This is a genomic window from Streptomyces sp. sk2.1 (assembly GCF_008120935.1).
Taxonomy (GTDB): domain Bacteria; phylum Actinomycetota; class Actinomycetes; order Streptomycetales; family Streptomycetaceae; genus Streptomyces.
Window position 1 is genome coordinate 11,394 of sequence record NZ_RDBO01000077.1, and the last position, 25,170, is coordinate 36,563.

The 25,170-nt window shown below is 69.6% G+C and carries 23 protein-coding genes; 20 read left to right on the forward strand and 3 right to left on the reverse strand.

Going from position 1 to position 25,170, the window contains the following annotated elements:
- Window positions 1-257, forward strand: a 257-nt coding sequence (locus EAO76_RS27285) for a hypothetical protein (RefSeq protein ID WP_399462876.1), incomplete at its 5' end; no start/stop codon positions are given.
- Between the two features lie 10 nt (window positions 258-267).
- Window positions 268-414, forward strand: a complete 147-nt coding sequence (locus EAO76_RS44835) for a hypothetical protein (RefSeq protein WP_187438814.1) — start codon at window positions 268-270, stop codon at window positions 412-414.
- 82 nt (window positions 415-496) lie between these two features.
- Here the strand turns inward: EAO76_RS44835 and EAO76_RS27290 are convergent, their stop codons facing one another.
- Window positions 497-1,015, reverse strand: coding sequence for a GNAT family N-acetyltransferase (locus tag EAO76_RS27290; protein ID WP_148838602.1), 519 nt, complete (start codon window positions 1,013-1,015; stop codon window positions 497-499).
- 96 nt (window positions 1,016-1,111) lie between these two features.
- Here EAO76_RS27290 and EAO76_RS27295 point away from each other — a divergent pair, with 96 nt between their 5' ends.
- The 4 genes from EAO76_RS27295 (at window position 1,112) to EAO76_RS27310 (ending at window position 5,505) form a co-directional block, all read left to right on the forward strand.
- A complete protein-coding gene (locus EAO76_RS27295; protein WP_148838603.1) occupies window positions 1,112-2,398 on the forward strand; it encodes a geranylgeranyl reductase family protein in 1,287 nt (428 codons plus the stop codon).
- Between the two features lie 168 nt (window positions 2,399-2,566).
- On the forward strand, window positions 2,567-3,010 hold the full coding sequence (locus EAO76_RS27300) for an amino acid ABC transporter permease (RefSeq protein ID WP_148838604.1): 444 nt from the start codon (window positions 2,567-2,569) through the stop codon (window positions 3,008-3,010).
- A gap of 135 nt (window positions 3,011-3,145) precedes the next feature.
- The gene (locus EAO76_RS27305) at window positions 3,146-4,951 is read left to right on the forward strand and encodes an alpha/beta hydrolase (RefSeq protein WP_316248377.1); all 1,806 of its coding nucleotides are present in this window, start codon (window positions 3,146-3,148) and stop codon (window positions 4,949-4,951) included.
- Window positions 4,952-4,974: 23 nt separating this feature from the next.
- A complete protein-coding gene (locus tag EAO76_RS27310) occupies window positions 4,975-5,505 on the forward strand; it encodes a hypothetical protein (protein ID WP_262375787.1) in 531 nt (176 codons plus the stop codon).
- A 29-nt stretch (window positions 5,506-5,534) separates the two neighbouring features.
- Here the strand turns inward: EAO76_RS27310 and EAO76_RS27315 are convergent, their stop codons facing one another.
- Both EAO76_RS27315 and EAO76_RS27320 read right to left on the reverse strand, forming a co-directional pair.
- The gene (locus EAO76_RS27315) at window positions 5,535-6,746 is read right to left on the reverse strand and encodes an MraY family glycosyltransferase (protein WP_148838606.1); all 1,212 of its coding nucleotides are present in this window, start codon (window positions 6,744-6,746) and stop codon (window positions 5,535-5,537) included.
- Between the two features lie 513 nt (window positions 6,747-7,259).
- Window positions 7,260-8,081: a C40 family peptidase gene (locus tag EAO76_RS27320; RefSeq protein ID WP_148838607.1), complete on the reverse strand. Its 822-nt coding sequence runs from the start codon at window positions 8,079-8,081 to the stop codon at window positions 7,260-7,262.
- 837 nt (window positions 8,082-8,918) lie between these two features.
- Between EAO76_RS27320 and EAO76_RS27325 the strand changes: the two genes are divergently transcribed.
- The 14 genes from EAO76_RS27325 (at window position 8,919) to nuoN (ending at window position 25,018) form a co-directional block, all read left to right on the forward strand.
- Entirely contained in the window at window positions 8,919-9,278 is a 360-nt protein-coding gene (locus EAO76_RS27325; protein ID WP_003992243.1) for an NADH-quinone oxidoreductase subunit A, read from the forward strand.
- An 18-nt stretch (window positions 9,279-9,296) separates the two neighbouring features.
- Window positions 9,297-9,851, forward strand: a complete 555-nt coding sequence (locus EAO76_RS27330) for an NADH-quinone oxidoreductase subunit B family protein (protein ID WP_148838608.1) — start codon at window positions 9,297-9,299, stop codon at window positions 9,849-9,851.
- Entirely contained in the window at window positions 9,848-10,573 is a 726-nt protein-coding gene (locus EAO76_RS27335; RefSeq protein ID WP_148838609.1) for an NADH-quinone oxidoreductase subunit C, read from the forward strand. Before EAO76_RS27330 ends, EAO76_RS27335 begins: the two co-directional genes overlap by 4 nt.
- Complete coding sequence (locus tag EAO76_RS27340; RefSeq protein ID WP_148838610.1) at window positions 10,573-11,934, forward strand: NADH-quinone oxidoreductase subunit D; 1,362 nt, start codon at window positions 10,573-10,575, stop codon at window positions 11,932-11,934. Before EAO76_RS27335 ends, EAO76_RS27340 begins: the two co-directional genes overlap by 1 nt.
- Window positions 11,935-11,963: 29 nt before the next feature.
- Window positions 11,964-12,785: an NADH-quinone oxidoreductase subunit NuoE gene (gene nuoE / locus EAO76_RS27345; RefSeq protein ID WP_148840335.1), complete on the forward strand. Its 822-nt coding sequence runs from the start codon at window positions 11,964-11,966 to the stop codon at window positions 12,783-12,785.
- Entirely contained in the window at window positions 12,782-14,161 is a 1,380-nt protein-coding gene (gene nuoF, locus EAO76_RS27350; RefSeq protein WP_376298848.1) for an NADH-quinone oxidoreductase subunit NuoF, read from the forward strand. Before nuoE ends, nuoF begins: the two co-directional genes overlap by 4 nt.
- Window positions 14,158-16,689 carry an NADH-quinone oxidoreductase subunit G gene (locus EAO76_RS27355; protein WP_148838612.1) on the forward strand — a complete coding sequence of 844 codons (2,532 nt, stop codon included), beginning with the start codon at window positions 14,158-14,160 and terminating at the stop codon, window positions 16,687-16,689. Before nuoF ends, EAO76_RS27355 begins: the two co-directional genes overlap by 4 nt.
- A 62-nt stretch (window positions 16,690-16,751) precedes the next feature.
- Window positions 16,752-18,089: an NADH-quinone oxidoreductase subunit NuoH gene (nuoH, locus tag EAO76_RS27360; protein ID WP_399463367.1), complete on the forward strand. Its 1,338-nt coding sequence runs from the start codon at window positions 16,752-16,754 to the stop codon at window positions 18,087-18,089.
- Window positions 18,082-18,726 (forward strand): NADH-quinone oxidoreductase subunit NuoI, encoded by a 645-nt coding sequence (gene nuoI, locus EAO76_RS27365; protein WP_148838614.1) that lies wholly within the window; start codon window positions 18,082-18,084, stop codon window positions 18,724-18,726. The genes nuoH and nuoI overlap by 8 nt, the downstream gene beginning before the upstream one ends.
- Window positions 18,723-19,574, forward strand: coding sequence for an NADH-quinone oxidoreductase subunit J (locus tag EAO76_RS27370; RefSeq protein ID WP_148838615.1), 852 nt, complete (start codon window positions 18,723-18,725; stop codon window positions 19,572-19,574). The genes nuoI and EAO76_RS27370 overlap by 4 nt, the downstream gene beginning before the upstream one ends.
- On the forward strand, window positions 19,571-19,870 hold the full coding sequence (gene nuoK, locus EAO76_RS27375) for an NADH-quinone oxidoreductase subunit NuoK (protein WP_148838616.1): 300 nt from the start codon (window positions 19,571-19,573) through the stop codon (window positions 19,868-19,870). Before EAO76_RS27370 ends, nuoK begins: the two co-directional genes overlap by 4 nt.
- A gap of 14 nt (window positions 19,871-19,884) precedes the next feature.
- Window positions 19,885-21,780, forward strand: coding sequence for an NADH-quinone oxidoreductase subunit L (gene nuoL, locus EAO76_RS27380; protein WP_148838617.1), 1,896 nt, complete (start codon window positions 19,885-19,887; stop codon window positions 21,778-21,780).
- A gap of 5 nt (window positions 21,781-21,785) precedes the next feature.
- Window positions 21,786-23,357: an NADH-quinone oxidoreductase subunit M gene (locus EAO76_RS27385; RefSeq protein WP_148838618.1), complete on the forward strand. Its 1,572-nt coding sequence runs from the start codon at window positions 21,786-21,788 to the stop codon at window positions 23,355-23,357.
- The gene (gene nuoN / locus EAO76_RS27390) at window positions 23,354-25,018 is read left to right on the forward strand and encodes an NADH-quinone oxidoreductase subunit NuoN (protein WP_148838619.1); all 1,665 of its coding nucleotides are present in this window, start codon (window positions 23,354-23,356) and stop codon (window positions 25,016-25,018) included. The genes EAO76_RS27385 and nuoN overlap by 4 nt, the downstream gene beginning before the upstream one ends.
- Window positions 25,019-25,170: the final 152 nt, after the last annotated feature.

Consider the following 25,170-nt stretch of genomic DNA (forward strand, 5'->3'; position numbering starts at 1 on the left):
GAGCGCCCCCGCCCGTCATGCGCAGCAGGTACGGCGCCACGAACACCGCGCCGCCCACCCACAGCAGTCCGAACAGCAGCGCGTCCGGCACGCTCGGCGCGAACTCCGCCGTGCCCAGGACGCCGTCCGACTCCCGGCCCGCCCCGGCGGGCGGTTCCCGCAGGCGCGCCGCGTTCGTCTGGACCGGCACGCTCCTCGCGGCGCTGCTCGTCGGCGGCGGCGCCACCGCGGGCGTGCTGTTCCTCATGGACCGCTGAGGGCTGTGCCGTGATCCCCGGCGGTGCGATCCGGGAGTACACCTACGAGGGCGGGCAGAGCGGCGGGACGATCCGCGCGGTCGACCGGAGCCACATCCGCATCGCGGAGGACGGCACCGAGTACGCGGTCCTCACCTCCGGACGCGACACCGACTGACGGCCGCCACCGAGGCCGCCGTCACGGCCGCCGCCGGGTCGGCACCGGCGGCGGCCCCGTCGGAACACCACCGACGCTCCGGTCACGTTGTCGGCCGGAAGCAGTCCACCCGTCGTCCCGTCCTCGGGTCGGTGAAGCTCTCCGCCCGTTCCATGCCCAGCCGCCGGGCCACGGCGATCGACCGTTCGTTGCCCGCGTCTATCGTCGCGACCACCCGTTCCACCCCGGCCGCGCGCAGCCGCTCCAGCGTGATGCGCGCGGCGGTGGTGGCGTATCCCCGGCCCCAGGCCGGCCTGGCCAGCCGCCAGCCGATCTCGACCTCGCCCACCGGGCCGTACTCGGTCCGCGGCCAGGGCTGGGCACCGGTGAAGCCGATCACCTCGCCGTCCTCGTCGAGCACCGTCCAGAGGCAGTAGCCGAGTTCCGCATCGAGCTTGCGCTGGCGGGCGGTCCACTCCTCGTACAGGGAGAGCTCCTCCGGCACGCCGCCGAAGAACTCCATCACCTCGGGGTCGTCGAAGGCGCGGTACCAGGAGAGCGTGTCCTCGTCGATCGGGACGCGCAGCCGCAGGGAGGGAGCGCCGGAATGCTCGGTCGACATCTGGGAGCCCTTCGGAAGTTGATCAGCAGACCCCCATAGACTGCATGGGACAGGTGCCGCGCGGCACGCGATTTCGAGTCTTCGGGAGATCCGACCGTGACCGAGCAGCTCCTCTCCGAGCACAGCGCGGATGTGATCGTCGTCGGGGCAGGCCCGGCCGGATCCACGACCGCGTACTACCTCGCCAAGGCCGGGCTGGACGTCCTGCTCCTGGAGAAGACGGCCTTCCCCCGCGAGAAGGTCTGCGGCGACGGCCTCACCCCGCGCGCCACCAAGCAGCTCGTCGCCATGGGCATCGACATCTCCGAAGAGGCCGGCTGGCTGCGCAACAAGGGCCTGCGGATCATCGGCGGCGGCGTCCGCCTCCAGCTGGACTGGCCGGACCTCGCCGCGTATCCGAACTACGGACTGGTCCGCAAGCGCGACGACTTCGACGAACAGCTGGCCCGCCAGGCGCAGAAGGCCGGCGCGAGGCTGTACGAGCGCTGCAACGTCGGCGCCCCGGTCGTCGACGACCGCACCGGCCGCATCACCGGCGTCACCGCCAAGCTCGGCGAGGAGAAGACCCCGGTCACCTTCCACGCCCCGCTCGTCGTCGCCGCCGACGGCAACTCCACCCGGCTGTCGCTCGCCATGGGCCTGCACCGCCGCGAGGACCGCCCGATGGGCGTCGCCGTGCGCACGTACTTCACCTCGCCCCGCCACGACGACGACTACCTGGAGTCCTGGCTGGAGCTGTGGGACCGCCGCGGCCCCCAGGACCGGCTGCTGCCCGGCTACGGCTGGATCTTCGGCATGGGCGACGGCACGTCCAACGTCGGCCTCGGGATCCTCAACTCCTCCTCCGCCTTCAAGGAGCTGGACTGGCGCGAGGTCCTCAAGGCGTGGTGCGCCTCGATGCCGGAGGACTGGGGCTACACCCCGGAGAACATGACGGGGCCGATCCGCGGCGCCGCCCTCCCGATGGCCTTCAACCGCCAGCCGCACTACACCAAGGGCCTGCTGCTCGTCGGCGACGCGGGCGGCATGGTCAACCCGTTCAACGGCGAAGGCATCGCGTACGCCATGGAGTCGGGCCAGATCGCCGCCGACGTCATCGTCCAGGCCCACGCCCGCACGACCCCCGCGCAGCGCGAACTGGCGCTGAACAACTACCCGAAGGTGCTCAAGGAGACCTACGGCGGCTACTACACGATGGGCCGCGCCTTCGTGAAGCTGATCGGCAACCCGAAGGTCATGAAGATCGCCACCCAGCGCGGCCTGACGCACCCGCTGCTGATGAAGTTCACGCTGAAGATGCTCGCCAACCTCACCGACCCCACGGGCGGCGACGCGATGGACCGCATCATCAACGGCCTCTCCAAGGTGGCCCCGAGGGCCTGACCGACCGCGCACGGCCCCCGGCCCCGGCGGGCAGGTACGGGTACTCATACCTCATACGAGTGACCGTACGGACGTGACACCGGGCACCCGTCCGTAACGTCTGTGGCGACAGTCACGGCGAGCACGGGCCGCCACGGGCGGGGTGCTCGGGCACGGGAGGACGCGCGCATGGCGTGGGACGAGTGGGAACGGCTCAAGGCACAGGCCGCCGGGCAGCACCCCACGCGATTACGGATCGACGGCCTGCCGGAGGAGAACGGTCCCGCCGATCCGCCCGGCGGGGGCGGTGCCGGAACACTCAGGCACAGGAGCGGCCCGTGGACGCGGGCGGCCGGCACCGCGGGCGACCTCCGGACCGGCACGACCACCGCGAGGACCGACCTGCGCAGGTCCCACGAAGGCACCGCGGACGGGCTGACCGGACTGGCCAGTCTCGGAGCGCTCAAGTCCGTGCTCACCTCGTGGGACGAACGCCTCGGCAGGGTCCGCGACGAATGCGGCTCCCTGGAACCGAAGCTGCGGCAGGTGGCCGTGATCCTGGGCGAAGTGGACGCCGAGGTGGGGAACAGCGCCGAGTCGGTCACGGTGCCCGGCACCCGGAGGGGCGAGTAGGCCATGGGCGCAGCATCCGGACTGACCTGGCAGCGTCTCCGCGACCTCAGGCCGGCGGAACTGACCGAGGCCGCCGACGGCTGGCGCGCCGCCTCCGCGTTCGCCGACGCCGCCCGCGAACGCGTCGACGGCGACATGAGCGGCAGGCTCACCAGGACCCAGGACAGCGAGTCCGCCCGGTCGGCCGTGAAACGGCTGAGGCGACTGAGCGAGAACTACCACTGCATCCACACCGAGACCGGCCTGATCCGAGGCACCCTCGCCGGACTCGCCGACGAACTCGCCGCCCCGCAGCGCACGTTGCGCACCGCCCTCGCCGACGCGGCCTCCCTCGGGTACACCGTCAATGGCAACGGCAGCGTCGACTACCCGGCCGGCGGCAGGAACGAACTGACCGGCGACACCCTGCCCGGCGGCTCCGTGACGGGCGACAACGGCCTCATCGGCGCCGGGAACCCGGGGCTGTACTACGACGCCGACGGCATGTACGACCCCGCCAGGGCCCCCGGCACCCCCACCTTGAAGAACCCCAACCCGCACCGCGCCAAGGCCCAGGACATCGCCGACCGCATCGCCCACGCGCTGCGGGAGGCGCACGAGATCGACGAGCGGTACAGCTCGGCACTCAACAAACTCAAGGCCGCCCAGGGCCTCACGGTCGACAGCAGGACGTGGGCGGACATCGCATCCGACGCCGATGCGGTGAGCGGGGCCGCGAGGGAGTACCTGGAGAAGAACCTCCCGCTCGACAAGTCGCCCGCGGAACGCAAGGAGTGGTGGGACCACCTCAGCAAGGAGCAGCGCGAGGAGTACGTCTCCGCGTTCCCGGGGCTGATCGGCAACCTGGACGGGATTCCGGCGCCGGTACGCGATGAGGCGAACCGCGAGAACCTCCAGATGCTCATCGGGAAACTTGAGGGGAGGCACGACGAGGCTTCCCGGGACATGCTGGGCGGTCTGAAGGGAATCCAGGAGAGGCTGGAGAAGGATGGCGATCCACCGATGTACCTGCTGGGCATCGGTGACGAGGGCAACGGCCGCGCGATCATCGCCTACGGCAATCCCGACACCGCAGACAACGTCTCGGCATATGTCCCCGGGCTCGACACCAAGTTGGATGCGGATTTTGCTGGGGGAACGGTGAATCGTGCGTGGCAAACAGCCATCGGTGCGCAAGAGGCCAACCCGTCCGACAGTACTTCGTCGATTGTGTGGCTCGGATACGACGCGCCGCAGATGACACCGAGCGACCTGGCCAGTGGCAGGAGCGTGATGTTCACGAACGACGCCGAGGCGGGAGCTCCTGCCTACAACGCGTTCATGGCGGGAATCTCAGCGACGAACGAGGGCGCCCCGCACGTCACTGCCATCGGACACTCCTACGGCTCCCTCACAGTCGGGCTCGCAGCCCAGGAGAAAGGTGGCATCCCTGGTGCCGACGACATCATCCTGGTCGGAAGCCCGGGCACAGGAGCGGACAACGCTCAGGACCTGAACGTGGGCGAGGGGCATGTGTTCGTGGGCGCAGCCGACAACGACATCGTCACCAAACTCCCGAACCACAGCGAAGCATCCGGCATGCTCTCCGGTGCGGCCGGCGGAGGATCAGCCGGGTTTGTCCTGGGAATGGGCATGGCCGGCCCGCCGGGAGCGGTTGTCGGCGGCGGTGCCGGGGCTGTCGTCGGAGGCATCGGCAGCTACATGGCCCAAGATGCACAGACCGACCCCAGTGAGCATTGGTTCGGCACCGACCCGGCAAGCAAGGATTTCGAGGCAACGCGGTTCGCGGTGGCTGACGGGGCGACCGTATTGGAAGACCGTGGAAAGATGACGGCACATTCTAATTATTTCGACCCAGCGAAGGATCAGGAGTCGGCCGACAACATTGCCAGAATCGTGGCCGGGAAGCCCGGAAGGATCACCGAGGAGGTGCCTCGATGAGGGTTTTTGGGTCAGTGGTACTGGTGGCCGGTACGCTGCTTCTCGCCGGATGCGACGTGTCGGGTGGCTCGGTTGGGCAGGAGGAAAAGGTGAACATGCAGGAGGCTGCGGTGCGGGCGGACGAAATCCTTGACGGTACTTTTGCTGCCATCAAGCCCCCGGTGCACTGGACGCACGGGCAGTCGACCGAAGGCGGATGTGATGTGCAAAGGCGACGAGCAGTCATGACAGTTATTTCGAAGGAGCGCCGGGGGAGCTTCCTGGGAGTGATCGAACGCTACTGGGAGAGCCGGGATTACAAGCAGCTCTCGGTGAACAGCTCAGATATTCCGGCCATGTACTACAGGACGCCTGATGGGTTTAATGTGCGTGTTCTCGTCGGCAGTAACGGGCAAGCATTTTTTGAAGTCGCGACGCCCTGCGTGGACCCTTCCGAGGTTTTTCCGCCAAAGGCAGAGACAGTCGGCCCGAACTATGCCGGGAAGAAGATTCCTTTCCCTGACGTCAGGTCGGACTTCTGGTCCGCGACGAGTTCGCCCTCTTCCCGCACCTGACGTGTCGGCCGGTGCTTGCCCGGCGGCCGTCAGTCGTTTCGGTGGCCGGCGCTTGCGTGGACGCGTCGGTCGGGGGTTTCGGGGGGCGCCGTCGGGGCCTCGGTCCGCTTCCGGCGGAGGGTGAGGCCGGATCCGTAGCGGGGCTGGAGCAGCAGGAGCAGGCCCACCCCGCAGACGAACGCGACGCCGTACAGGATCCATGACTTGGCACCGCGTGCGGAGAAGGCCACGATCCCGAACGAGAACAGCGCCGACCAGAAGTACATGAGCAGCACGGCCCGGCGGTGCGAGTGGCCGAGCTGGAGCAGGCGGTGGTGGAGGTGGCCCTTGTCGGCGGCGAAGGGGGACATCCCGTTCCAGGTGCGCCGGACGACGGCGAGCACCAGGTCCGCGACCGGCAGCGCGATGACGGACAGCGGCAGCAGCAGCGGGATGTAGACCGGCACCATCGCGGCCGAGCCGGACGTGCCGTCGACCGACTGCTTGAGGAGGCTGGGGTCCACCTCGCCGGTGACGGAGACCGCGCATCCGGCGATGAGCAGCCCCAGCAGCATCGAGCCGGAGTCGCCCATGAAGATCCGGGCCGGGTGCGAGTTGTGGACCAGGAAGCCGAGGCACATGCCGGCCAGGATCGCGGAGAACAGCGTGGTGGACGCGGCGGCCTCGATCCCGTAGCCGTACCAGAGCCGGTAGCCGTACAGGAAGAACGCCGTCGCCGCGATGCCCACCGTCCCGGCGGCCAGTCCGTCCAGTCCGTCGACGAAGTTGACCGCGTTGATGGTGACCACGATCAGCGCCACGGTCAGCAGGGTGCCCTGGCCGTCGGAGAGGTAGATCCCGTCGGTGCCGGGCACGGGGAGCCAGAGGATGGTCAGGCCCTGGAACGCCATCACCCCGGCGGCGATCACCTGGCCGCCGAGCTTGATCAGCGAGTCGACGCCCCATTTGTCGTCGAGCACCCCCAGGAGCCAGATCAGGGCCGCCCCGGACAGCAGGGCCCGCGGTGTCGAGCTCTGGGTGAAGATCTCTTCGAGGTGGGGCAGGTGCGAGGCCACGAGGTATCCGGCGAGCAGCCCGCCGAACATGGCCACGCCGCCCAGGCGCGGGGTGGGTTCGCGGTGGACGTCGCGGGCCCGGATCTCCGGCATCGCCCCGATCGAGATGGCGAACTTCCGGACGGGGCCGGTCAGGAGAAGGGTCACCGCGGCCGTGATGAGCAGCATGAGCAAGTAGTCCCGCACGGGCGGCCTCACATCCCGGCCCATGGGGCCGATACCTGAACAGTTTCTTCCGGTTTCTCCGGGGCTGCTGCTCAGGGCGGGACGGGGCCGGTGACGGTGGTGGTTCCGATCCGGCGGCACGGGTGACCCGGACCCTGTTCGAGGCCCCTCACTGCACCCCGGCGAGCCTAGCTCATGCGGATTTTCGTGCGGTTGGGGGCGGTGGGGGAGGCGGGGCGGTGCGTTCGGCGGGGGTGGTGGCCGTGGTGCCGGTCATGGCGGWGCCGTCCTGTGCTCGGTGACGCGGGGGCTGTTCGCCCCAGTTCACAAGCGGCGGTGGACGGTGTCCGGCAGGTTCACGACGTCGACGTCACCGGCCGGGGGTGATGTCGGGTATCCGCCGGAGGGCCGCGGGACGGCGGCGCCGGGAACGGCGAAGGGCCGTCGCTCCCGAGCGGGGGAGCGACGGCCCTTCGCCGTCTTCGTGCGTGCTGTTCCGCGCGCGTTCCGGCGCGCCGCGAAGGCGCTTGTGAATCAGAGAACGCGGACCGCGCCCGACGGCGGGTCGTAGGACAGCGGGCGCTGCACCACACCGGTGCTGGAGTTCTGCGCACCGACGAACTCGCCGCCGCCCACGTAGATCCCGACGTGGTACGCGCTGCCCGCGCCGCCCCAGTACAGGATGTCGCCGGGCTGGAGGTTGCTCAGGGAGACCTGGGTGCCGGCGGTGGACTGGGCCTGCGAGACGCGCGGCAGGTCGATGTTGACCGAACGGAACGCGGCCTGGACGAGGCCGGAGCAGTCCCACGAGGAGGGGCCGGTGCCGCCGGACACGTACGCGTCGCCGACCTGGGCCTTCGCGAAGGCTATGACGGCCGCGGCCGAGCCGGTCGCGTTCGACGACGAGTAGGACGGGGCGGAGGAGGACGAGGAGCCGGAGCTCGCGCTGAGCGTCGTGCGCTCGGCGGTGCGGGAGGCGCGCTCGGCGGCCTCCGCCTTGGCCTTGGCGGCCGCCTCGGCCTTCTTCTTCGCCTCCGCCTTGCGGACCGCCTCGGCCTTGGCCTTCTTGGCGTCCTTGGCGGCGCTGGCGGCCGCGGCGTCCTGCTGGGCCTGCGTTTGCAGGTCCTGGGCGACCTGCTGCGTGGCCTGGGCGGACGCGGCGACGGCGGTGGAGAGCCCGGAGGTGATGGTGGGCATCTCGATGGTCTGGGTCACCGGCTCGGCCTGGGCCGGACCGGCAGCGCCTGCGACCGCGATGGTGCTGAGGACGCCACCGGCAACTCCGGCCCGCAGCGCCGTCTTGGAGGCGTTTCGGCGGGGCTTCCGGTGGCTGGGTATGTGAGCGGTGTGGGACATGAGTACTAGCGCTATCAGGCCCCGGGGCTCCCATCAAGAAACGTGTGTTGCGACACAGTTACGTACGGAATCTGTGAATCCGCTTTCCGGCGACCCTTATTGACGCCGTAGCGGGCAAAACGGGCATGAGTGATCACGGCTGTGATCACGGGCTTTCGGTAATACGCCCGAATTGCCCGTCGCCTACCATCCGTTCGCACCGATGGCCAAGCCCGCTTTTGTCGGAGTCTTGATGGTGTGATGCAGGTCACACCTCCGTCGCGGCGTGGCCCCCGCGCGCGCGACGGACCCTCAAGGCGGCGCCGGGTGGCGGCTGATGTCCCGTTCGCTCCGAAAATCGCACATGCTCGGATGTGTCCACTTCGCGCCTTTCCGGTCCCTCGCCCGGGTGAGGTCGGGCGCCTCAGCCGGAGGGTGGTCGCCCCGGATCGCCGGAGTGGGGTCGGGTCGGATCGAAGCGGGTCGGATCGGGGTCGTAGATCGTCGGGCCCCTCTATCACCCCGGGCCGTCCATCTCCAATTTGCTTGGTAGGGCCATCTCTTGATAGTGCGACACCTGCTTGACCAGCGGTAACAGCATCGGATGTCACGTCTCGTGATCACTCGACCGCTTCACGTGTGAAGATCACCGCTCATCCGACTTCATGATCCTTCGTCAGGTGGTGGAGATCACAAAGACGTTGCTGTACCCCGTGTCGCAGATCACAGGATGACGGGCATAGGATGCGGGGCAGTCGGGCTTGTGAACTGCCTCACATGTGCACGATCTTGCTGGGGTGGTGAGCCGGTCGCCCGATGCGGTCCAACGGTCAAGGACGACTGGAAGGAGCGAGGAGCGTGAATGCCTACGCGCCCATCCTCGTGCTCGGCGCCCTCGGGGCAGGGTTTGCGATCTTCTCCGTGGTCATGGCCACGCTTATCGGCCCCAAGCGGTACAACCGGGCGAAGCTCGAAGCGTACGAGTGCGGCATCGAGCCCACTCCCACACCGGCCGGAGGCGGCCGCTTCCCCATCAAGTACTACCTGACGGCGATGCTCTTCATCGTCTTCGACATCGAGATCGTCTTCCTCTATCCCTGGGCGGTCACCTTCGACGCCCTGGGGATCTTCGGGCTCGTGGAGATGCTGCTCTTCGTGCTCACCGTCTTCGTCGCCTACGCGTACGTATGGCGTCGCGGCGGCCTGGAATGGGACTGAGGGGCTGAGGGGCACACCATGGGACTCGAAGAGAAGCTGCCCAGCGGCTTCGTGCTGACCACTGTCGAGCAGGCCGCCGGCTGGGTACGGAAGTCCTCCGTCTTCCCCGCCACCTTCGGCCTCGCCTGCTGCGCCATCGAGATGATGACGACCGGAGCCGGGCGTTACGACCTGGCCCGTTTCGGGATGGAGGTCTTCCGCGGATCGCCGCGGCAGGCGGATCTGATGATCGTGGCAGGACGGGTCAGCCAGAAGATGGCTCCCGTCCTGCGGCAGGTCTACGACCAGATGCCCAACCCCAAGTGGGTGATCTCCATGGGGGTTTGCGCATCATCGGGCGGAATGTTCAATAATTACGCCATTGTTCAGGGTGTTGATCACATTGTTCCGGTTGACATCTATTTGCCGGGTTGTCCGCCGCGGCCCGAGATGCTGATGGACGCGATCCTCAAGCTCCACCAGAAGATCCAGGGCTCCAAGCTCGGGGTCAACGCGCAGGAGGCCGCCCACGAGGCGGAGGAAGCGGCACTCAAGGCGCTGCCCCTGATCGACATGAAGGGGCTGCTGCGATGAGCGAGAGCCACAACCACGAGGACCACGACGGCAACAACGTGCCCGCCCCGCGCGGCGAGGGCGGCGAGGTCATCGGCGTACGCAGGGGCATGTTCGGCGCCAACAACGGCGGCGACACCTCCGGCTACGGCGGTCTCGTCCGCACCGTGGCCCTGCCGGGCGCCGCCTCCCGGCCGTACGGCGGCTGGTTCGACGAGGTCGCGGACGAGCTCGAAGGGGCCCTGGAGGAGCAGGACCTGCTGCCCGCCAACGCCATCGAGAAGACCGTCGTCGACTGCGGCGAGCTCACCTTCCACATCGCCCGCGAACACCTCGTCCAGGTCGCCCGCACCCTGCGCGACGACCCGGCACTGCGCTTCGAGCTCTGCACGGGCGTGAGCGGCGTCCACCACCCCGGCGACAAGGGCCGGGAGCTGCACGCCGTCCACCACCTGCGCTCGATCACGCACGGCCGGCTGATCCGGCTGGAGGTGTCGGCCCCGGACAGCGACCCGCACGTCCCGTCCCTGGTGCCGGTCTACCCGACCAACGACTGGCACGAGCGCGAGACCTACGACTTCTTCGGGCTCGTCTTCGACGGGCATCCCGCCCTCACCCGGATCATGATGCCGGACGACTGGCAGGGCTTCCCGCAGCGCAAGGACTACCCGCTCGGCGGCATCGCCGTCGAGTACAAGGGCGCCCAGATCCCGGCTCCGGACCAGCGGAGGTCGTACTCCTGATGTCTACTCCACACCCCCACCGCACCGCGTCGGAGCCCTCCGGGACGCCCCTCTCGGACGCCCGCGACACGACCGAGGGGACTGTATATACAGTCACCGGCGGCGACTGGGACGAGGTCGTCCAGTCCGCGGCCAAGTCCGACGACGAGCGCATCATCGTCAACATGGGCCCCCAGCACCCGTCCACGCACGGGGTGCTGCGGCTGATCCTGGAGATCGACGGCGAGACCGTCACCGAGGCCCGCTGCGGCATCGGCTACCTCCACACCGGCATCGAGAAGAACCTCGAATTCCGGAACTGGACCCAGGGCACCACCTTCGTCACGCGCATGGACTACCTGACGCCGTTCTACAACGAGGCGGCGTACTGCCTGGGGGTCGAGAAGCTCCTCGGCATCGAGGACCAGATCCCCGACCGGGCCAGCGTCCTGCGCGTGCTGCTGATGGAGCTCAACCGGATCTCCTCGCACCTGGTGTGCATCGCCACCGGTGGCATGGAGCTCGGCGCCACCACGATCATGATCTACGGCTTCCGCGACCGTGAACTCGTTCTCGACCTCTTCGAGCTGATCACCGGCCTGCGCATGAACCACGCGTTCATCCGGCCCGGCGGACTCGCCCAGGACCTGCCGCCCGGCGCGATCGACCAGCTGCGCGAGTTCGTGAAGACCATGAAGAAGAACCTGCCGGAGTACGACAAGCTCGCCACCGGCAACCCCATCTTCAAGGCCCGCATGCAGGACGTCGGCTACCTCGACCTGACCGGCTGCATGGCGCTCGGCGTCACCGGCCCGATGCTGCGCTCCGCCGGACTCCCGCACGACCTGCGCAAGACCGACCCCTACTGCGGTTACGAGAACTACGAGTTCGACGTCCCCACCGCCGACAGCTGCGACGCCTACGGCCGCTTCCTCATCCGCCTGGAGGAGATGCGCCAGTCGCTGCGGATCGTCGAGCAGTGCATCGACCGGCTCGCCCCCGGACCGGTGATGGTCGCCGACAAGAAGATCGCCTGGCCGGCGCAGCTCGCGCTCGGCCCGGACGGCCTGGGCAACTCGCTCGACCACATCAAGAAGATCATGGGCACCTCCATGGAGGCCCTGATCCACCACTTCAAGCTGGTGACCGAGGGCTTCCGGGTCCCGGCCGGGCAGGCGTACACCGCCGTCGAGTCCCCCAAGGGCGAGCTCGGCGTGCACGTCGTCTCGGACGGCGGCACCCGCCCCTACCGGGTCCACTTCCGCGACCCGTCCTTCACCAACCTCCAGGCCATGGCTGCGATGTGCGAGGGCGGCCAGGTCGCCGACGTCATCGTCGCCGTCGCGTCCATCGACCCCGTGATGGGAGGCGTCGACCGGTGACCGAAGCACGTCAGGAAGTCAGTCTGGGGATGCCGCAGCTCCCCGCCCCCGCCTACCCGGCCGAGGTGCGCGCCAGGCTCGAAGCGGACGCGGAGGAGGTGATCGCCCGCTACCCCGACAGCCGCTCCGCCCTGCTGCCCCTGCTGCACCTGGTGCAGTCCGAGGAGGGCTACGTCTCCCGCACCGGCATGGCGTTCTGCGCGGACGTGCTCGGCCTCACCACCGCCGAGGTCACCGCCGTCGCCACCTTCTACACGATGTACCGGCGCAGGGCCGGCGGCGACTACCAGGTCGGCGTCTGCACCAACACCTTGTGCGCGGTGATGGGCGGCGACGCCATCTTCGACCGGCTCAAGGAACACCTCGGCGTCGGCAACGACGAGACCACCGAGGACGGGAAGATTACCCTTGAACACATCGAGTGCAACGCGGCCTGCGACTTCGCCCCCGTGGTGATGGTCAACTGGGAGTTCTTCGACAACCAGACGCCTCAGAGCGCGACCCGCCTGGTCGACGACCTGATCGCCGGGCGCACCGTCGAACCCACCCGCGGCGCCCCGCTGTGCTCCTACAAGGAGACCGCCCGCATCCTGGCCGGCTTCCCCGACGAGCGCCCCGGCGCCGTCGAGGCGTCCGGCGGCGCGGGCCCCGCCTCACTGATCGGCCTCCGGCTCGCCAGGGGCGAGGAGCCGCAACCGCGCGTCGTCGCCCCGCGCGGCGAACGCCCCGCCGGCGCCCGGCCCCACGACCCGTCGCCGTCCGAGCACCTCGGCTCGCACGACGCACCGCAGCAGACCTCGGCCTCCGACCCGGACCACCCGGCCGGCCCGATCGCCGAGGAGGGGGAGTGATGACGTTGGCGACCGAAATCAACGACAACGGAAGCGGCAACGGGGGCAGCCCCGAGAAGCTCCTCGCCCCCGTCCTCTCCGCCTTCTGGGACGAACCCGAGTCCTGGACCCTGGAGACCTACCGGCGCCACGAGGGATACGAGGGACTGCGCAAGGCCCTCGCCATGGCACCGGACGACCTCATCGCCTACGTCAAGGACTCCGGCCTGCGCGGCCGCGGCGGCGCGGGTTTCCCCACCGGGATGAAGTGGCAGTTCATCCCGCAGGGCGACGGCAAACCCCACTACCTGGTGGTCAACGCCGACGAGTCGGAACCCGGCACCTGCAAGGACATCCCGCTCCTGTTCGCCAACCCGCACAGCCTCATCGAGGGCATCGTGATCGCCTGCTACGCGATCCGCTCCTCGCACGCCTTCATCTACCTGCGCGGCGAGGTCGTCCCCGTACTGCGGCGACTGCACGAGGCCGTGCGCGAGGCGTACGCGGCGGGCTTCCTCGGGAAGGACATCCTGGGCTCCGGGCTCGACCTGGAACTCACCGTGCACGCGGGCGCGGGCGCGTACATCTGCGGTGAGGAGACCGCACTGCTCGACTCGCTCGAAGGGCGCCGCGGCCAGCCCCGGCTGCGACCCCCCTTCCCCGCGGTCGCCGGTCTGTACGCCTGCCCCACAGTGGTGAACAACGTCGAATCCATCGCCTCGGTTCCCGCGATCCTGAACAAGGGCAAGGACTGGTTCAAGTCGATGGGCAGCGAGAAGTCACCCGGCTTCACGCTGTACTCGCTCAGCGGGCACGTCGTCGGCCCCGGCCAGTACGAGGCCCCGCTCGGCATCACGCTGCGCCAGCTGCTCGACATGAGCGGCGGCATGCGCCCCGGGCACCGGCTGAAGTTCTGGACCCCGGGCGGCTCGTCCACCCCGATGTTCACCGACGAACACCTCGACGTCCCGCTCGACTACGAGGGCGTCGGCGCCGCCGGTTCCATGCTCGGCACCAAGGCGCTCCAGTGCTTCGACGAGACCACCTGCGTCGTGCGCGCCGTCACCCGCTGGACCGAGTTCTACGCCCACGAGTCCTGCGGCAAGTGCACGCCCTGCCGCGAGGGCACGTACTGGCTCGTCCAGCTGCTCCGCGACATCGAGGCCGGCAAGGGGCAGATGTCCGACCTGGACAAGCTGAACGACATCGCCGACAACATCAACGGCAAGTCCTTCTGCGCCCTCGGCGACGGTGCCGCCTCGCCGATCTTCTCCTCGCTGAAGTACTTCCGCGAGGAGTACGAGCAGCACATCACGGGCAAGGGCTGCCCCTTCGATCCCGCCAAATCGACCCTCTGGGCCGACGACAAGAACGCTCACCAGGGGGTGAACGCATGACAGTCACCACGAGTGCGCCCTCCGGGGGCGGCGAGGCGGCCATCCCGCCCGAGGACCTGGTCACGCTGACCATCGACGGCATCGAAATCAGCGTGCCCAAGGGCACCCTGGTCATCCGGGCCGCCGAACTCCTCGGCATCGAGATCCCGCGCTTCTGCGACCACCCGCTCCTCGACCCGGCCGGCGCCTGCCGCCAGTGCATCGTCGAGGTCGAGGGCCAGCGCAAGCCGATGGCGTCCTGCACCATCACCTGCACCGACGGCATGGTGGTGCGGTCGCAGCTGACCTCGCCCGTCGCCGAGAAGGCGCAGAAGGGCGTGATGGAGCTGCTGCTCATCAACCACCCGCTGGACTGCCCGGTCTGCGACAAGGGCGGCGAGTGCCCGCTGCAGAACCAGGCGATGTCGCACGGCGACGCGGACTCCCGCTTCGAGGGGAAGAAGCGGACCTACGAGAAGCCCGTCCCGATCTCCACCCAGGTGCTGCTGGACCGCGAACGCTGCGTGCTCTGCGCGCGCTGCACCCGGTTCTCCAACCAGGTGGCGGGCGACCCGATGATCGAGCTGATCGAGCGCGGCGCGCTCCAGCAGGTCGGCACCGGCGAGGGCGACCCGTTCCAGTCGTACTTCTCCGGGAACACCATCCAGATCTGCCCGGTCGGGGCGCTGACCTCGGCGGCGTACCGGTTCCGTTCCCGGCCCTTCGACCTGGTGTCCTCGCCGTCGGTGTGCGAGCACTGCGCGGGCGGCTGCGCCACCCGCACCGACCACCGGCGCGGCAAGGTCATGCGGCGGCTCGCCGCCGACGACCCCGAGGTCAACGAGGAGTGGATCTGCGACAAGGGCCGCTTCGCCTTCCGCTACGCCCAGCAGCGCGACCGGCTCACCACCCCGCTGGTGCGCAACGCGGACGGGGTCCTGGAACCGGCGAGCTGGCCCGAGGCCCTGGCCGCCGCCGCCACCGGACTGGCCGCCGCGCGCGGCCGGACGGGGGTGCTCACCGGCGGCCGGCTGACCGTCGAGGACGCCTACGCGTACGGCAAGTTCGCCCGGGTCGTGCTGGACACCAACGACGTCGACTTCCGGGCCCGCGCGCACAGCGGCGAGGAGGCCGACTTCCTGGCCGCCCGCGTCGCCGGACGCGGCCGGGACCTGGACGGCGCGGGGGTCACGTACACCTCGCTGGAGAAGGCCCCGACGGTGCTGCTGGTCGGGTTCGAGTCGGAGGAGGAGGCGCCCGGCGTCTTCCTGCGGCTGCGCAAGGCGATGCGCAAGCACGGACAGCGCACCTTCGCCATCGCCTCGCACGCCACCCGGGGCCTGGAGAAGGCGGGCGGCACGCTGCTCCCCGCCGCCCCCGGCACCGAGACCGAATGGCTGGACGCGATCGCGGGCGGCGTCGGCCTCGACGGCGACGGAGCCGTGGCGGCCGAGGCGCTGCGCGGCGAGGGCTCCCTGATCGTGGTCGGCGAGCGGCTCGCCGCGGTGCCCGGCGCCCTGACCGCCGCGGTACGGACCGCCACCGCGACCGGGGCCGGGCTGGTGTGGATCCCGCGCCGGGCCGGTGAGCGCGGCGCCGTGGAGGCGGGCGCGCTGCCGTCGCTGCTGCCCGGCGGCCGGCCGGCGACCGACCCGCGGGCCCGGGACGAGGTGGCGGCCGTCTGGGGCGTCGCCGAACTCCCGTCCCGCTTCGGCCGCGACACCGGCCAGATCGTGGAGGCCGCGGCCACCGGCGAACTGGGCGCGCTGCTCGTCGCCGGGGTCGAGCCGAGGGACCTGCCGGACCCGGCACGGGCCCTGGAGGCGCTCGACGAGGTCGGCTTCCTGGTCTCGCTGGAGCTGCGGCCCGGCGAGGTCACCGAACGCGCCGACGTGGTCCTCCCGGTCGCCGCGGTGGCCGAGAAGTCCGGCACCTTCCTCAACTGGGAGGGCCGGGCGCGGATGTTCGAGGCGGCGCTGAAGCCCGAGCAGATGACGCGCACCCTCGCGCCGACCGACGCCCGGGTGCTGCACATGCTGGCCGACGCCCTGGCCGGGGTCACGGACGCCGAGGGACCGGCCCGCTTCGCGCTGCCGGACCTGCGGTCCGTGCGCCGCGAGCTGGACCGGCTCGGAGGCTGGACCGGCGCGCACGCCGACGACCCGAACGAGACGGCACGGCCACTGCCCCGGCCCGGCACCGGCGAGGCGGTCCTCGCGGGCCACCGGATGCTGCTCGACCTGGGCCGGCTCCAGGAGGGCGACGAGGCACTGGCCGGCACCCGGCACGCCGCGGTCGCCCGGCTCTCCGCCGCCACCGCGGCCGAGACGGGCGTCAAGGACGGCGACCTGCTGGCCGTCACCGGCCCGACGGGCGGCGTCGAACTCCCGCTGAAGGTCACCGACATGCCGGACCGGGTGGTCTGGGTGCCGCTGAACTCCGTCGGGCGGGGCGTCCCGGCCGACACCGGCGCCCGGCCCGGCGGCCTGGTCCGGATCGGCCCCGCCGCGCCGGGCTCCCACGACATCGCATCGGAGGTGGGGGCGTGAGTGCCTTCGCTGAACTGGCCGCGGCGCCGCACGGTGCCGTACTCGCCGCCGAGGACCTGTCGATGTTCGGCACCGACCCGTGGTGGCTCGTCGGCATCAAGGCGGTGTTCTGCTTCGCGTTCCTGATGGTGACGGTGCTCTTCTCCATCGTGTGGGAGCGCAAGGTCGTCGCCTGGATGCAGCTGCGCATCGGCCCCAACCGGCACGGACCCTGGGGCCTGCTCCAGTCGCTGGCCGACGGCGTGAAGCTGATGCTGAAGGAAGACGTCGTCGTCAAGCGCGCCGACAAGGTCGTGTACGTGCTCGCGCCGATCGTCGCCGCCATCCCGGCGTTCATGGCGATCGCCGTGATCCCGTTCGGCCCGTCCGGCAACGAGGTCTCGATCTTCGGGCACCGCACGACGATGCAGCTCACCGACCTGCCGATCGCGATGCTCTACGTCCTCGCGGTCGCCTCGGTCGGGATCTACGGCATCGTGCTGGCGGGCTGGTCGTCCGGATCGACGTACCCGCTCCTGGGCGGTCTGCGCTCCTGCGCGCAGATGATCAGCTACGAGATCGCGATGGGGGCCGCGTTCGCCTCGGTCTTCCTCTACTCCGGGTCGATGTCGACCTCGAAGATCGTGGAGGCGCAGGAGGACCGCTGGTTCATCCTGCTGCTGCCGGTCTCCTTCATCATCTACATCGTCACGATGGTCGGCGAGACCAACCGGGCCCCGTTCGACATGCCGGAGTCCGAGGGCGACCTGGTCGGCGGCTTCAACACCGAGTACTCGTCGATCAAGTTCGCGATGTTCATGCTCGCCGAGTACGTGAACATGGTGACGGTCTCCGCGGTGTCGGTGACCCTCTTCCTGGGCGGCTGGCGGGCCCCGTATCCGATCAGCACCTTCTGGGAGGGCGCGAACCACGGCTGGTGGCCGATGCTCTGGTTCGTCATCAAGGTCCAGCTGCTGCTGTTCTTCTTCATCTGGCTGCGCGGCACCCTGCCCCGGGTCCGCTACGACCAGCTGATGAAGCTGGGCTGGAAGGTCCTGATCCCGGTCTCCGTGCTCTGGCTGATGATGGTCGCCACCGTGCGGGCGCTGAGCAACGAGGGCTACGACTTCTCCCGGATCGTGCTGTACGTGGCGGGCACGGTGCTCGCGATCCTGCTGATCTCCTTCGTCGTCGACGTCTTCCGCGACAGGAAGGGCCGGGCGGAGGCCGAGAAGGCGGGCCCGGAGCCGGAGTTCGATCCGATGGCGGGCGGATTCCCCGTACCGCCGCTGCCGGGCCAGACCCTGCCGCCGGTGCCGCGCCGCAGGCCGCGGAGCGAGCGGGAGCTCGTTGTCAGTGGCGGGTCGGATACTCAGAGTGACGAACGTGCGAGTGACGGAAAGGAGGCGGACGGTGTCTGAGTCATCAGAGTCCTCGGGGACCCCGGGATCCTCCGAGAAGTTCCAGAACCCCGTCGCCGGCTTCGGCGTGACCTTCAAGGCCATGTTCAAGAAGCGGCTGACCGAGCAGTACCCGGAGACGCCGAAGGTGACGGCGCCGCGCTTCCACGGCCGGCACCAGCTCAACCGCCACCCGGACGGCCTGGAGAAGTGCGTCGGCTGCGAGCTGTGCGCCTGGGCCTGCCCGGCGGACGCGATCTACGTGGAGGGCGCGGACAACACCGACGAGGAGCGCTACTCCCCGGGCGAGCGCTACGGACGCGTCTACCAGATCAATTACGCGCGCTGCATTCTCTGCGGGCTGTGCATCGAGGCGTGCCCCACCCGGGCGCTCACGATGACCAACGAGTTCGAGCTCGCCAACACCACCCGCGAGAGCCTCATCTACACCAAGGACGAGCTCCTCGCGGGCCTGGAGGAGGGCATGGTCGACACCCCGCACGCGATCTACCCGGGGATGGACGAACAGGACTACTACCGGGGCCTGGTCTCCGGCGCCGCCCCCGGCACGGAGCGCCAGACCGCACTCTCCAAGGGCGAGAAGCCCTCGGACGACGCCCACGGGAGCAACGGCTCGGCGCGGGAGGTGGACGCATGACCGCCCTGGCCGCCGCGGCCTCGACCGGCGAGGCCGTCCAGTTCTGGGTGCTGGGCGTCGTCGCCGTGATCGGGGCGCTGTCCACCGTACTGATGAAGAAGGCCGTGCACAGCGCGCTGAGCCTCGCCGGGACCATGATCGTCCTGGCGGTGTTCTACCTCGCCAACGGCGCGTACTTCCTGGGCATCGTCCAGATCGTCGTCTACACCGGCGCGATCATGATGCTGTTCCTCTTCGTGGTCATGCTCGTCGGCGTCACCGCGGCCGACTCGCTGAAGGAGACCCTCAAGGGGCAGCGCTGGCTGGCCGCGGGCTGCGGCCTCGGCTTCGGCGTCCTGCTGATCGCGGGCATCGGCAACGCCTCGCTGAACAGCTTCAACGGACTGGGCACCGCCAACACCGCGCACGGCGGGAACGTGGAGGGGCTGGCCAGCCTCATCTTCACCAAGTACGTCTTCGCCTTCGAGATCACCGGCGCCCTGCTGATCACGGCCACGGTCGGCGCGATGGTGCTCACCCACCGGGAGCGCACCGAGCGGGCCAGGACCCAGCGGGAGCTGTCCGAGGAGCGGGTGCGCGGCACGCAGCTGCCGCCGCTGCCCGCGCCCGGCGTGTACGCCCGGCACAACGCCGTGGACATCCCGGGGCTGCTCCCGGACGGCACCCCGTCCGATCTCACCGTCATGCGGACGCTGCGCGACCGCGGTCAGATCCGTGACGTGTCGCACGAGTCGCTGGACCGGCTCAAGGCGCTGGAACAGCGCTCCGGCGAGCGGCTCGGCCGGACCGCCGAGCCCGGCCGCACCGGTGAACCCGACCGGGCCGACGAAGAGGAGGTCGCCAAGTGAATCCGGTCAACTACCTCTATCTCGCCGCCCTGTTGTTCACCATCGGCGCGGCCGGTGTGCTGATCCGGCGGAACGCGATCGTGCTGTTCATGTGCGTGGAGCTGATGCTCAACGCCTGCAACCTCGCGCTCGTGACCTTCTCCCGGATGCACGGCAATCTCGACGGCCAGATCATCGCCTTCTTCACGATGGTCGTCGCCGCCGCGGAGGTCGTGGTGGGGCTCGCGATCATCGTGTCGGTGTTCCGTTCCCGCCACTCGGCCTCGGTCGACGACGCCAGCCTGATGAAGCTGTAAGGGGACGTTGAATCGTGGAGAATCTGATTGCGCTGCTCGTCGCGGCGCCCCTGCTCGGAGCGGCGGTCCTGCTCTGCGGAGGCCGGCGGCTGGACCGCGCCGGACACTGGCTCGGCACCCTGCTCGCCGCCGCCTCGTTCGTCATCGGCGTCGTGCTCTTCCTCGACCTGCTGGGGAAGGGCGCCGAGGACCGGACGCTGCACCAGAAGCTGTTCAGCTGGGTTCCGGTCGAGGGCTTCCAGGCCGACGTGGCCTTCCAGCTCGACCAGCTGTCGATGACGTTCGTGCTGCTGATCACCGGTGTGGGCACCCTGATCCACATCTACTCGATCGGCTACATGGAGCACGACGAGCGCCGTCGCCGCTTCTTCGGCTATCTGAACCTGTTCCTCGCGGCGATGCTGCTGCTGGTCCTCGCCGACAACTACCTGCTGCTGTACGCCGGGTGGGAGGGCGTCGGCCTGGCGTCGTACCTGCTGATCGGCTTCTGGCAGCACAAGCCCAGCGCGGCCACGGCCGCCAAGAAGGCGTTCCTGGTCAACCGCGTCGGCGACATGGGCCTGTCGATCGCGATCATGCTGATGTTCACCACCTTCGGCACCTTCGCCTTCGGCCCCGTGCTGGAGGCGACGGGGGAGACGGGCGAGGGCAAGCTGACGGCGATCGGCCTGATGCTGCTGCTCGCGGCCTGCGGCAAGTCGGCCCAGGTGCCGCTGCAGTCCTGGCTCGGTGACGCGATGGAGGGCCCGACCCCGGTCTCGGCCCTCATCCACGCCGCGACGATGGTGACCGCGGGCGTGTACCTGATCGTCAGGTCCGGCGCGATCTTCAACGCCGCGCCGGACGCACAGCTGGTCGTCGTGATCGTCGGGGCCGTCACGCTGCTCTTCGGTGCGATCGTCGGTTGTGCGAAGGACGACATCAAGAAGGCCCTCGCAGGGTCGACGATGTCGCAGATCGGCTACATGATCCTGGCCGCCGGGCTCGGCCCGATCGGCTACGTCTTCGCGATCATGCACCTGGTGACGCACGGCTTCTTCAAGGCCGGGCTCTTCCTCGGCGCCGGTTCGGTCATGCACGGCATGAACGACGAGGTGGACATGCGGAAGTTCGGCGGCCTGCGGAAGTACATGCCGGTCACCTTCGTCACCTTCGGCCTCGGCTACCTGGCGATCATCGGCTTCCCCGGCCTGTCCGGCTTCTTCTCCAAGGACAAGATCATCGAGGCGGCCTTCGCCAAGGGCGGCACCGAGGGCTGGATCCTCGGCTCGGTGGCCCTGCTGGGCGCCGCGATCACCGCGTTCTACATGACGCGCGTGATGTTGCTGACGTTCTTCGGCGAGAAGCGCTGGCAGCCCGACGCGGAGGGCAACGAGCCGCATCCGCACGAGTCCCCGAAGTCGATGACCATCCCCATGATCGTCCTCGCGTTCGGCTCGGTCCTCGCCGGAGGCTTCTTCTCCATCGGCGACCGCTTCCTGAACTGGCTGGAGCCGGTCACCGGCCACAGCCACGGACACGCGCCGGTCAGCGCCACGACGGTCACCGCCGCGACGATGGTGGTGCTCGTCATCGGCGTCGCCATCGCCTGGGCGATGTACGGACGCAAGCCCGTGCCGGTCGTCGCCCCGCGCGGCTCGCTGCTCACCCGGGCCGCCCGCCGCGATCTCCTCCAGGACGACTTCAACCACGTGGTCCTGGTCCGCGGCGGCGAGCACCTCACCCGCTCCCTGGTGTACGTCGACCACACCCTGGTCGACGGCGTCGTCAACGGCACGGCCGCCTCGATGGGCGGGCTCTCCGGCCGGCTGCGCAAGCTGCAGAACGGCTACGCCCGCTCCTACGCGGTCTCGATGTTCGGCGGTACGGCGATCGTCATCGCCGCGACCCTGCTGATGAGGGCGGTCTGATCACCATGTCCTTTCCCCTCCTGACAGCGACGGCGGCACTCCCGGCGATCGGCGCGGTCGCCACCGCCGCCGTCCCGGCCGCCAGGCGCACCGCCGCCAAATGGACGGCGCTGGTGTTCTCGCTGGCCACGCTCGTCCTGGCGGGCGTCGCGCTCGCCCGCTTCGAACCCGGCGGCGACCGCTACCAGCTCACCGAGTCGCACGCCTGGATCAAGGACTTCGGCGTCCGCTACGAGCTGGGCGTGGACGGCATCGGGGTGGCGCTCATGGCGCTCACCGCGCTGCTGATCCCCTTCGTCATCCTGGCCGGCTGGCACGACGCCGACCCCCTGGAGACCAGCTCCTCGCGCTGGCGCCCGACCCAGGGCTTCTTCGCCCTGATCCTGATGGTCGAGGCGATGGTGATCCTCTCCTTCGAGGCCACCGACGTCTTCCTCTTCTACATCCTCTTCGAAGCCATGCTCATCCCGATGTACTTCCTCATCGGCGGCTTCGGGGACCGGGCGCACAGCGGCAGCGACGAGAACGCGGCGGCCCAGCGCTCGTACGCCGCGGTCAAGTTCCTCCTCTACAACCTGGCCGGCGGGCTCATCATGCTGGCCGCCGTGATCGGGCTGTACGTGGTCGCGGGGACGTTCTCGCTCTCCGAGATCGCCGCGGCCCGCGCCGACGGCTCGCTGTCCATGGCGACCGGCACCGAACGCTGGCTGTTCCTCGGGTTCTTCTTCGCCTTCGCGGTGAAGGCCCCGTTGTGGCCGCTGCACACCTGGCTGCCCAACGCCATGGGCGAGGCGACCTCCCCGGTCGCCGTCCTGATCACCGCGGTCGTCGACAAGGTCGGCACGTTCGCGATGCTCCGCTTCTGCCTCCAGCTCTTCCCGGAGGCCAGCAAGTGGGCGACCCCGGTGATCGTCGTCCTGGCGCTGATCAGCATCGTGTACGGGGCGCTGCTCGCCGTCGGCCAGCGCGACATCAAGCGACTGATCGCCTACGCGTCGATCTCGCACTTCGGCTTCATCATCCTGGGCATCTTCGCGATGACCAGCCAGGGCCAGTCCGGCGCCACGCTGTACATGGTCAACCACGGCATCTCGACCGCGGCGCTGATGCTGGTGGCGGGCTTCCTGATCACCCGGCGCGGATCGCGGCTCATCGCCGACTACGGCGGGGTGCAGAAGGTGGCGCCCGTTCTGGCCGGCACCTTCCTGATCGGTGGTCTGGCCACCCTGTCGCTGCCCGGACTCGCCCCGTTCGTCAGCGAGTTCCTGGTCCTGGTCGGCGCGTTCAGCGCCTATCCGGCGGCGGGCATCGTCGCCACGACCGGCATCGTCCTCGCCGCGCTCTACGTCCTGGTCCTCTACCAGCGGACGATGACGGGCCCGGTGAAGGAAGAGGTCCGGGGCATGGCGGACCTCAAGGTCAGGGAACTGACCGTGGTCGTCCCGCTGATCGGGCTGCTGCTCTTCCTGGGCGTCTACCCGAAGCCGCTGACCGAGATCGTCAACCCGGCGGTGCAGCACACCATGTCGGACGTCCAGAAGAAGGACCCCCAGCCTGAGGTGGAGGCCGCCAAGTGAGCGCAACAGCTGTCCACAACCTGTGGACGACGGCGGGAGGGGTGACGACGGCGGCCCCGGGCGAAAGGTTCGAGGCGCCGGTCATCGAGTACACCCAGCTGATGCCGGTCCTCATCGTGATCGGTGTGGCCGTGGTGGGCGTGCTCGTCGAGGCCTTCGTGCCGCGCCGGGCCCGCCACTACACCCAGGTCTTCCTGACGGTCGTCGCCCTGGCCGCCGCGTTCGCCGCGGTCGTCGGCCTGGCCGCCGGAGGATACGCCACGACGAAGGCCCACATCGCCGCGATGGGCGCCATCGCGATCGACGGGCCGACGCTGTTCCTGCAGGGCACCATCCTGCTGACGTCGCTGGTCGCCGTCTTCACCTTCGCCGAGCGCCGCCTCGACCCGGTCGCGCACGGCAACCGGGTGGACTCCTTCGCCGCCCAGGCAGCCTCGGTCCCCGGCAGCGACAGCGAGAAGGCCGCGGTCAAGGCCGGGTTCACCACCACCGAGGTCTTCCCGCTGGTCCTGTTCTCGGTGGCCGGCATGCTGGTCTTCCCGGCGGCCAACGACCTGCTGACGCTCTTCGTGGCCCTGGAGGTCTTCTCCCTCCCGCTCTACCTCCTGTGCGCCGTCGCCCGCCGCAAGCGGCTGATGTCGCAGGAGGCCGCGGTGAAGTACTTCCTGCTCGGCGCGTTCTCCTCGGCGTTCCTGCTCTTCGGGATCGCCCTGCTCTACGGGTACGCGGGCTCCGTCTCGTACGCGCGCATCGCCCAGGTGATCGACGGTTCGGTCACCCAGGTCGACCCGGCGCTCGCCGACACCATGGGCAACGACGCGCTGCTCCTGATCGGCGGCGCGATGATCCTGACCGGCCTGCTCTTCAAGGTCGGCGCCGTCCCGTTCCACATGTGGACCCCGGACGTCTACCAGGGCGCCCCGACCCCGGTCACCGGCTTCATGGCCGCGGCCACCAAGGTCGCCGCGTTCGGCGCGCTGCTGCGCCTGCTGTACGTGGTGCTGCCGGGGCTCGCCTGGGACTGGCGCCCGGTGATGTGGGGCGTCGCGATCGTCACGATGCTGGGCGGTGCGATCGTCGCCATCACCCAGACCGACATCAAGCGGCTGCTCGCCTACTCCTCGATCGCCCACGCCGGCTTCATCCTCGCCGGTGTGATCGCCACGACCCCGGACGGCATCTCGTCGGTCCTCTTCTACCTGGGCGCGTACTCCTTCGTGACGGTCGGCGCGTTCGCCGTCGTCACCCTGGTCCGCGACGCGGGCGGCGAGGCCACGCACCTGTCGAAGTGGGCCGGGCTCGGCCGCCGCTCGCCGCTGGTCGCCGCGGTCTTCGCGGTGTTCCTGCTGGCCTTCGCCGGCATCCCGCTCACCTCCGGCTTCTCCGGGAAGTTCGCCGTCTTCAAGGCGGCGGCGGACGGCGGGGCGAGCGGCCTGGTCGTGGTCGGTGTGATCTCCTCGGCCATCGCCGCGTTCTTCTACATCCGGGTCATCGTGCTGATGTTCTTCAGCGAGCCGAAGGCGGACGGCCCCACGGTCGCCGTCCCGTCCCCGCTGACGATGACGACGATCGCGGTCGGCGTCGCCGTCACCCTGGTGCTGGGCCTGGCCCCGCAGTACTTCCTGGACCTGGCGAGCCAGGCGGGAGTCTTCGTGCGGTAGCACCCCGCGCACAGCAGCGACGACGCCGGACGGGCCCTGGAAGTCAAGCCCGTCCGGCGTTGTCGTACGCGGCGCCTATCGTGGCAGGGGACGGCGGCGGACAGGGACGAGCCGCGACCGGTCCGGGACGGAGCCGGGACAGGACGATGGCA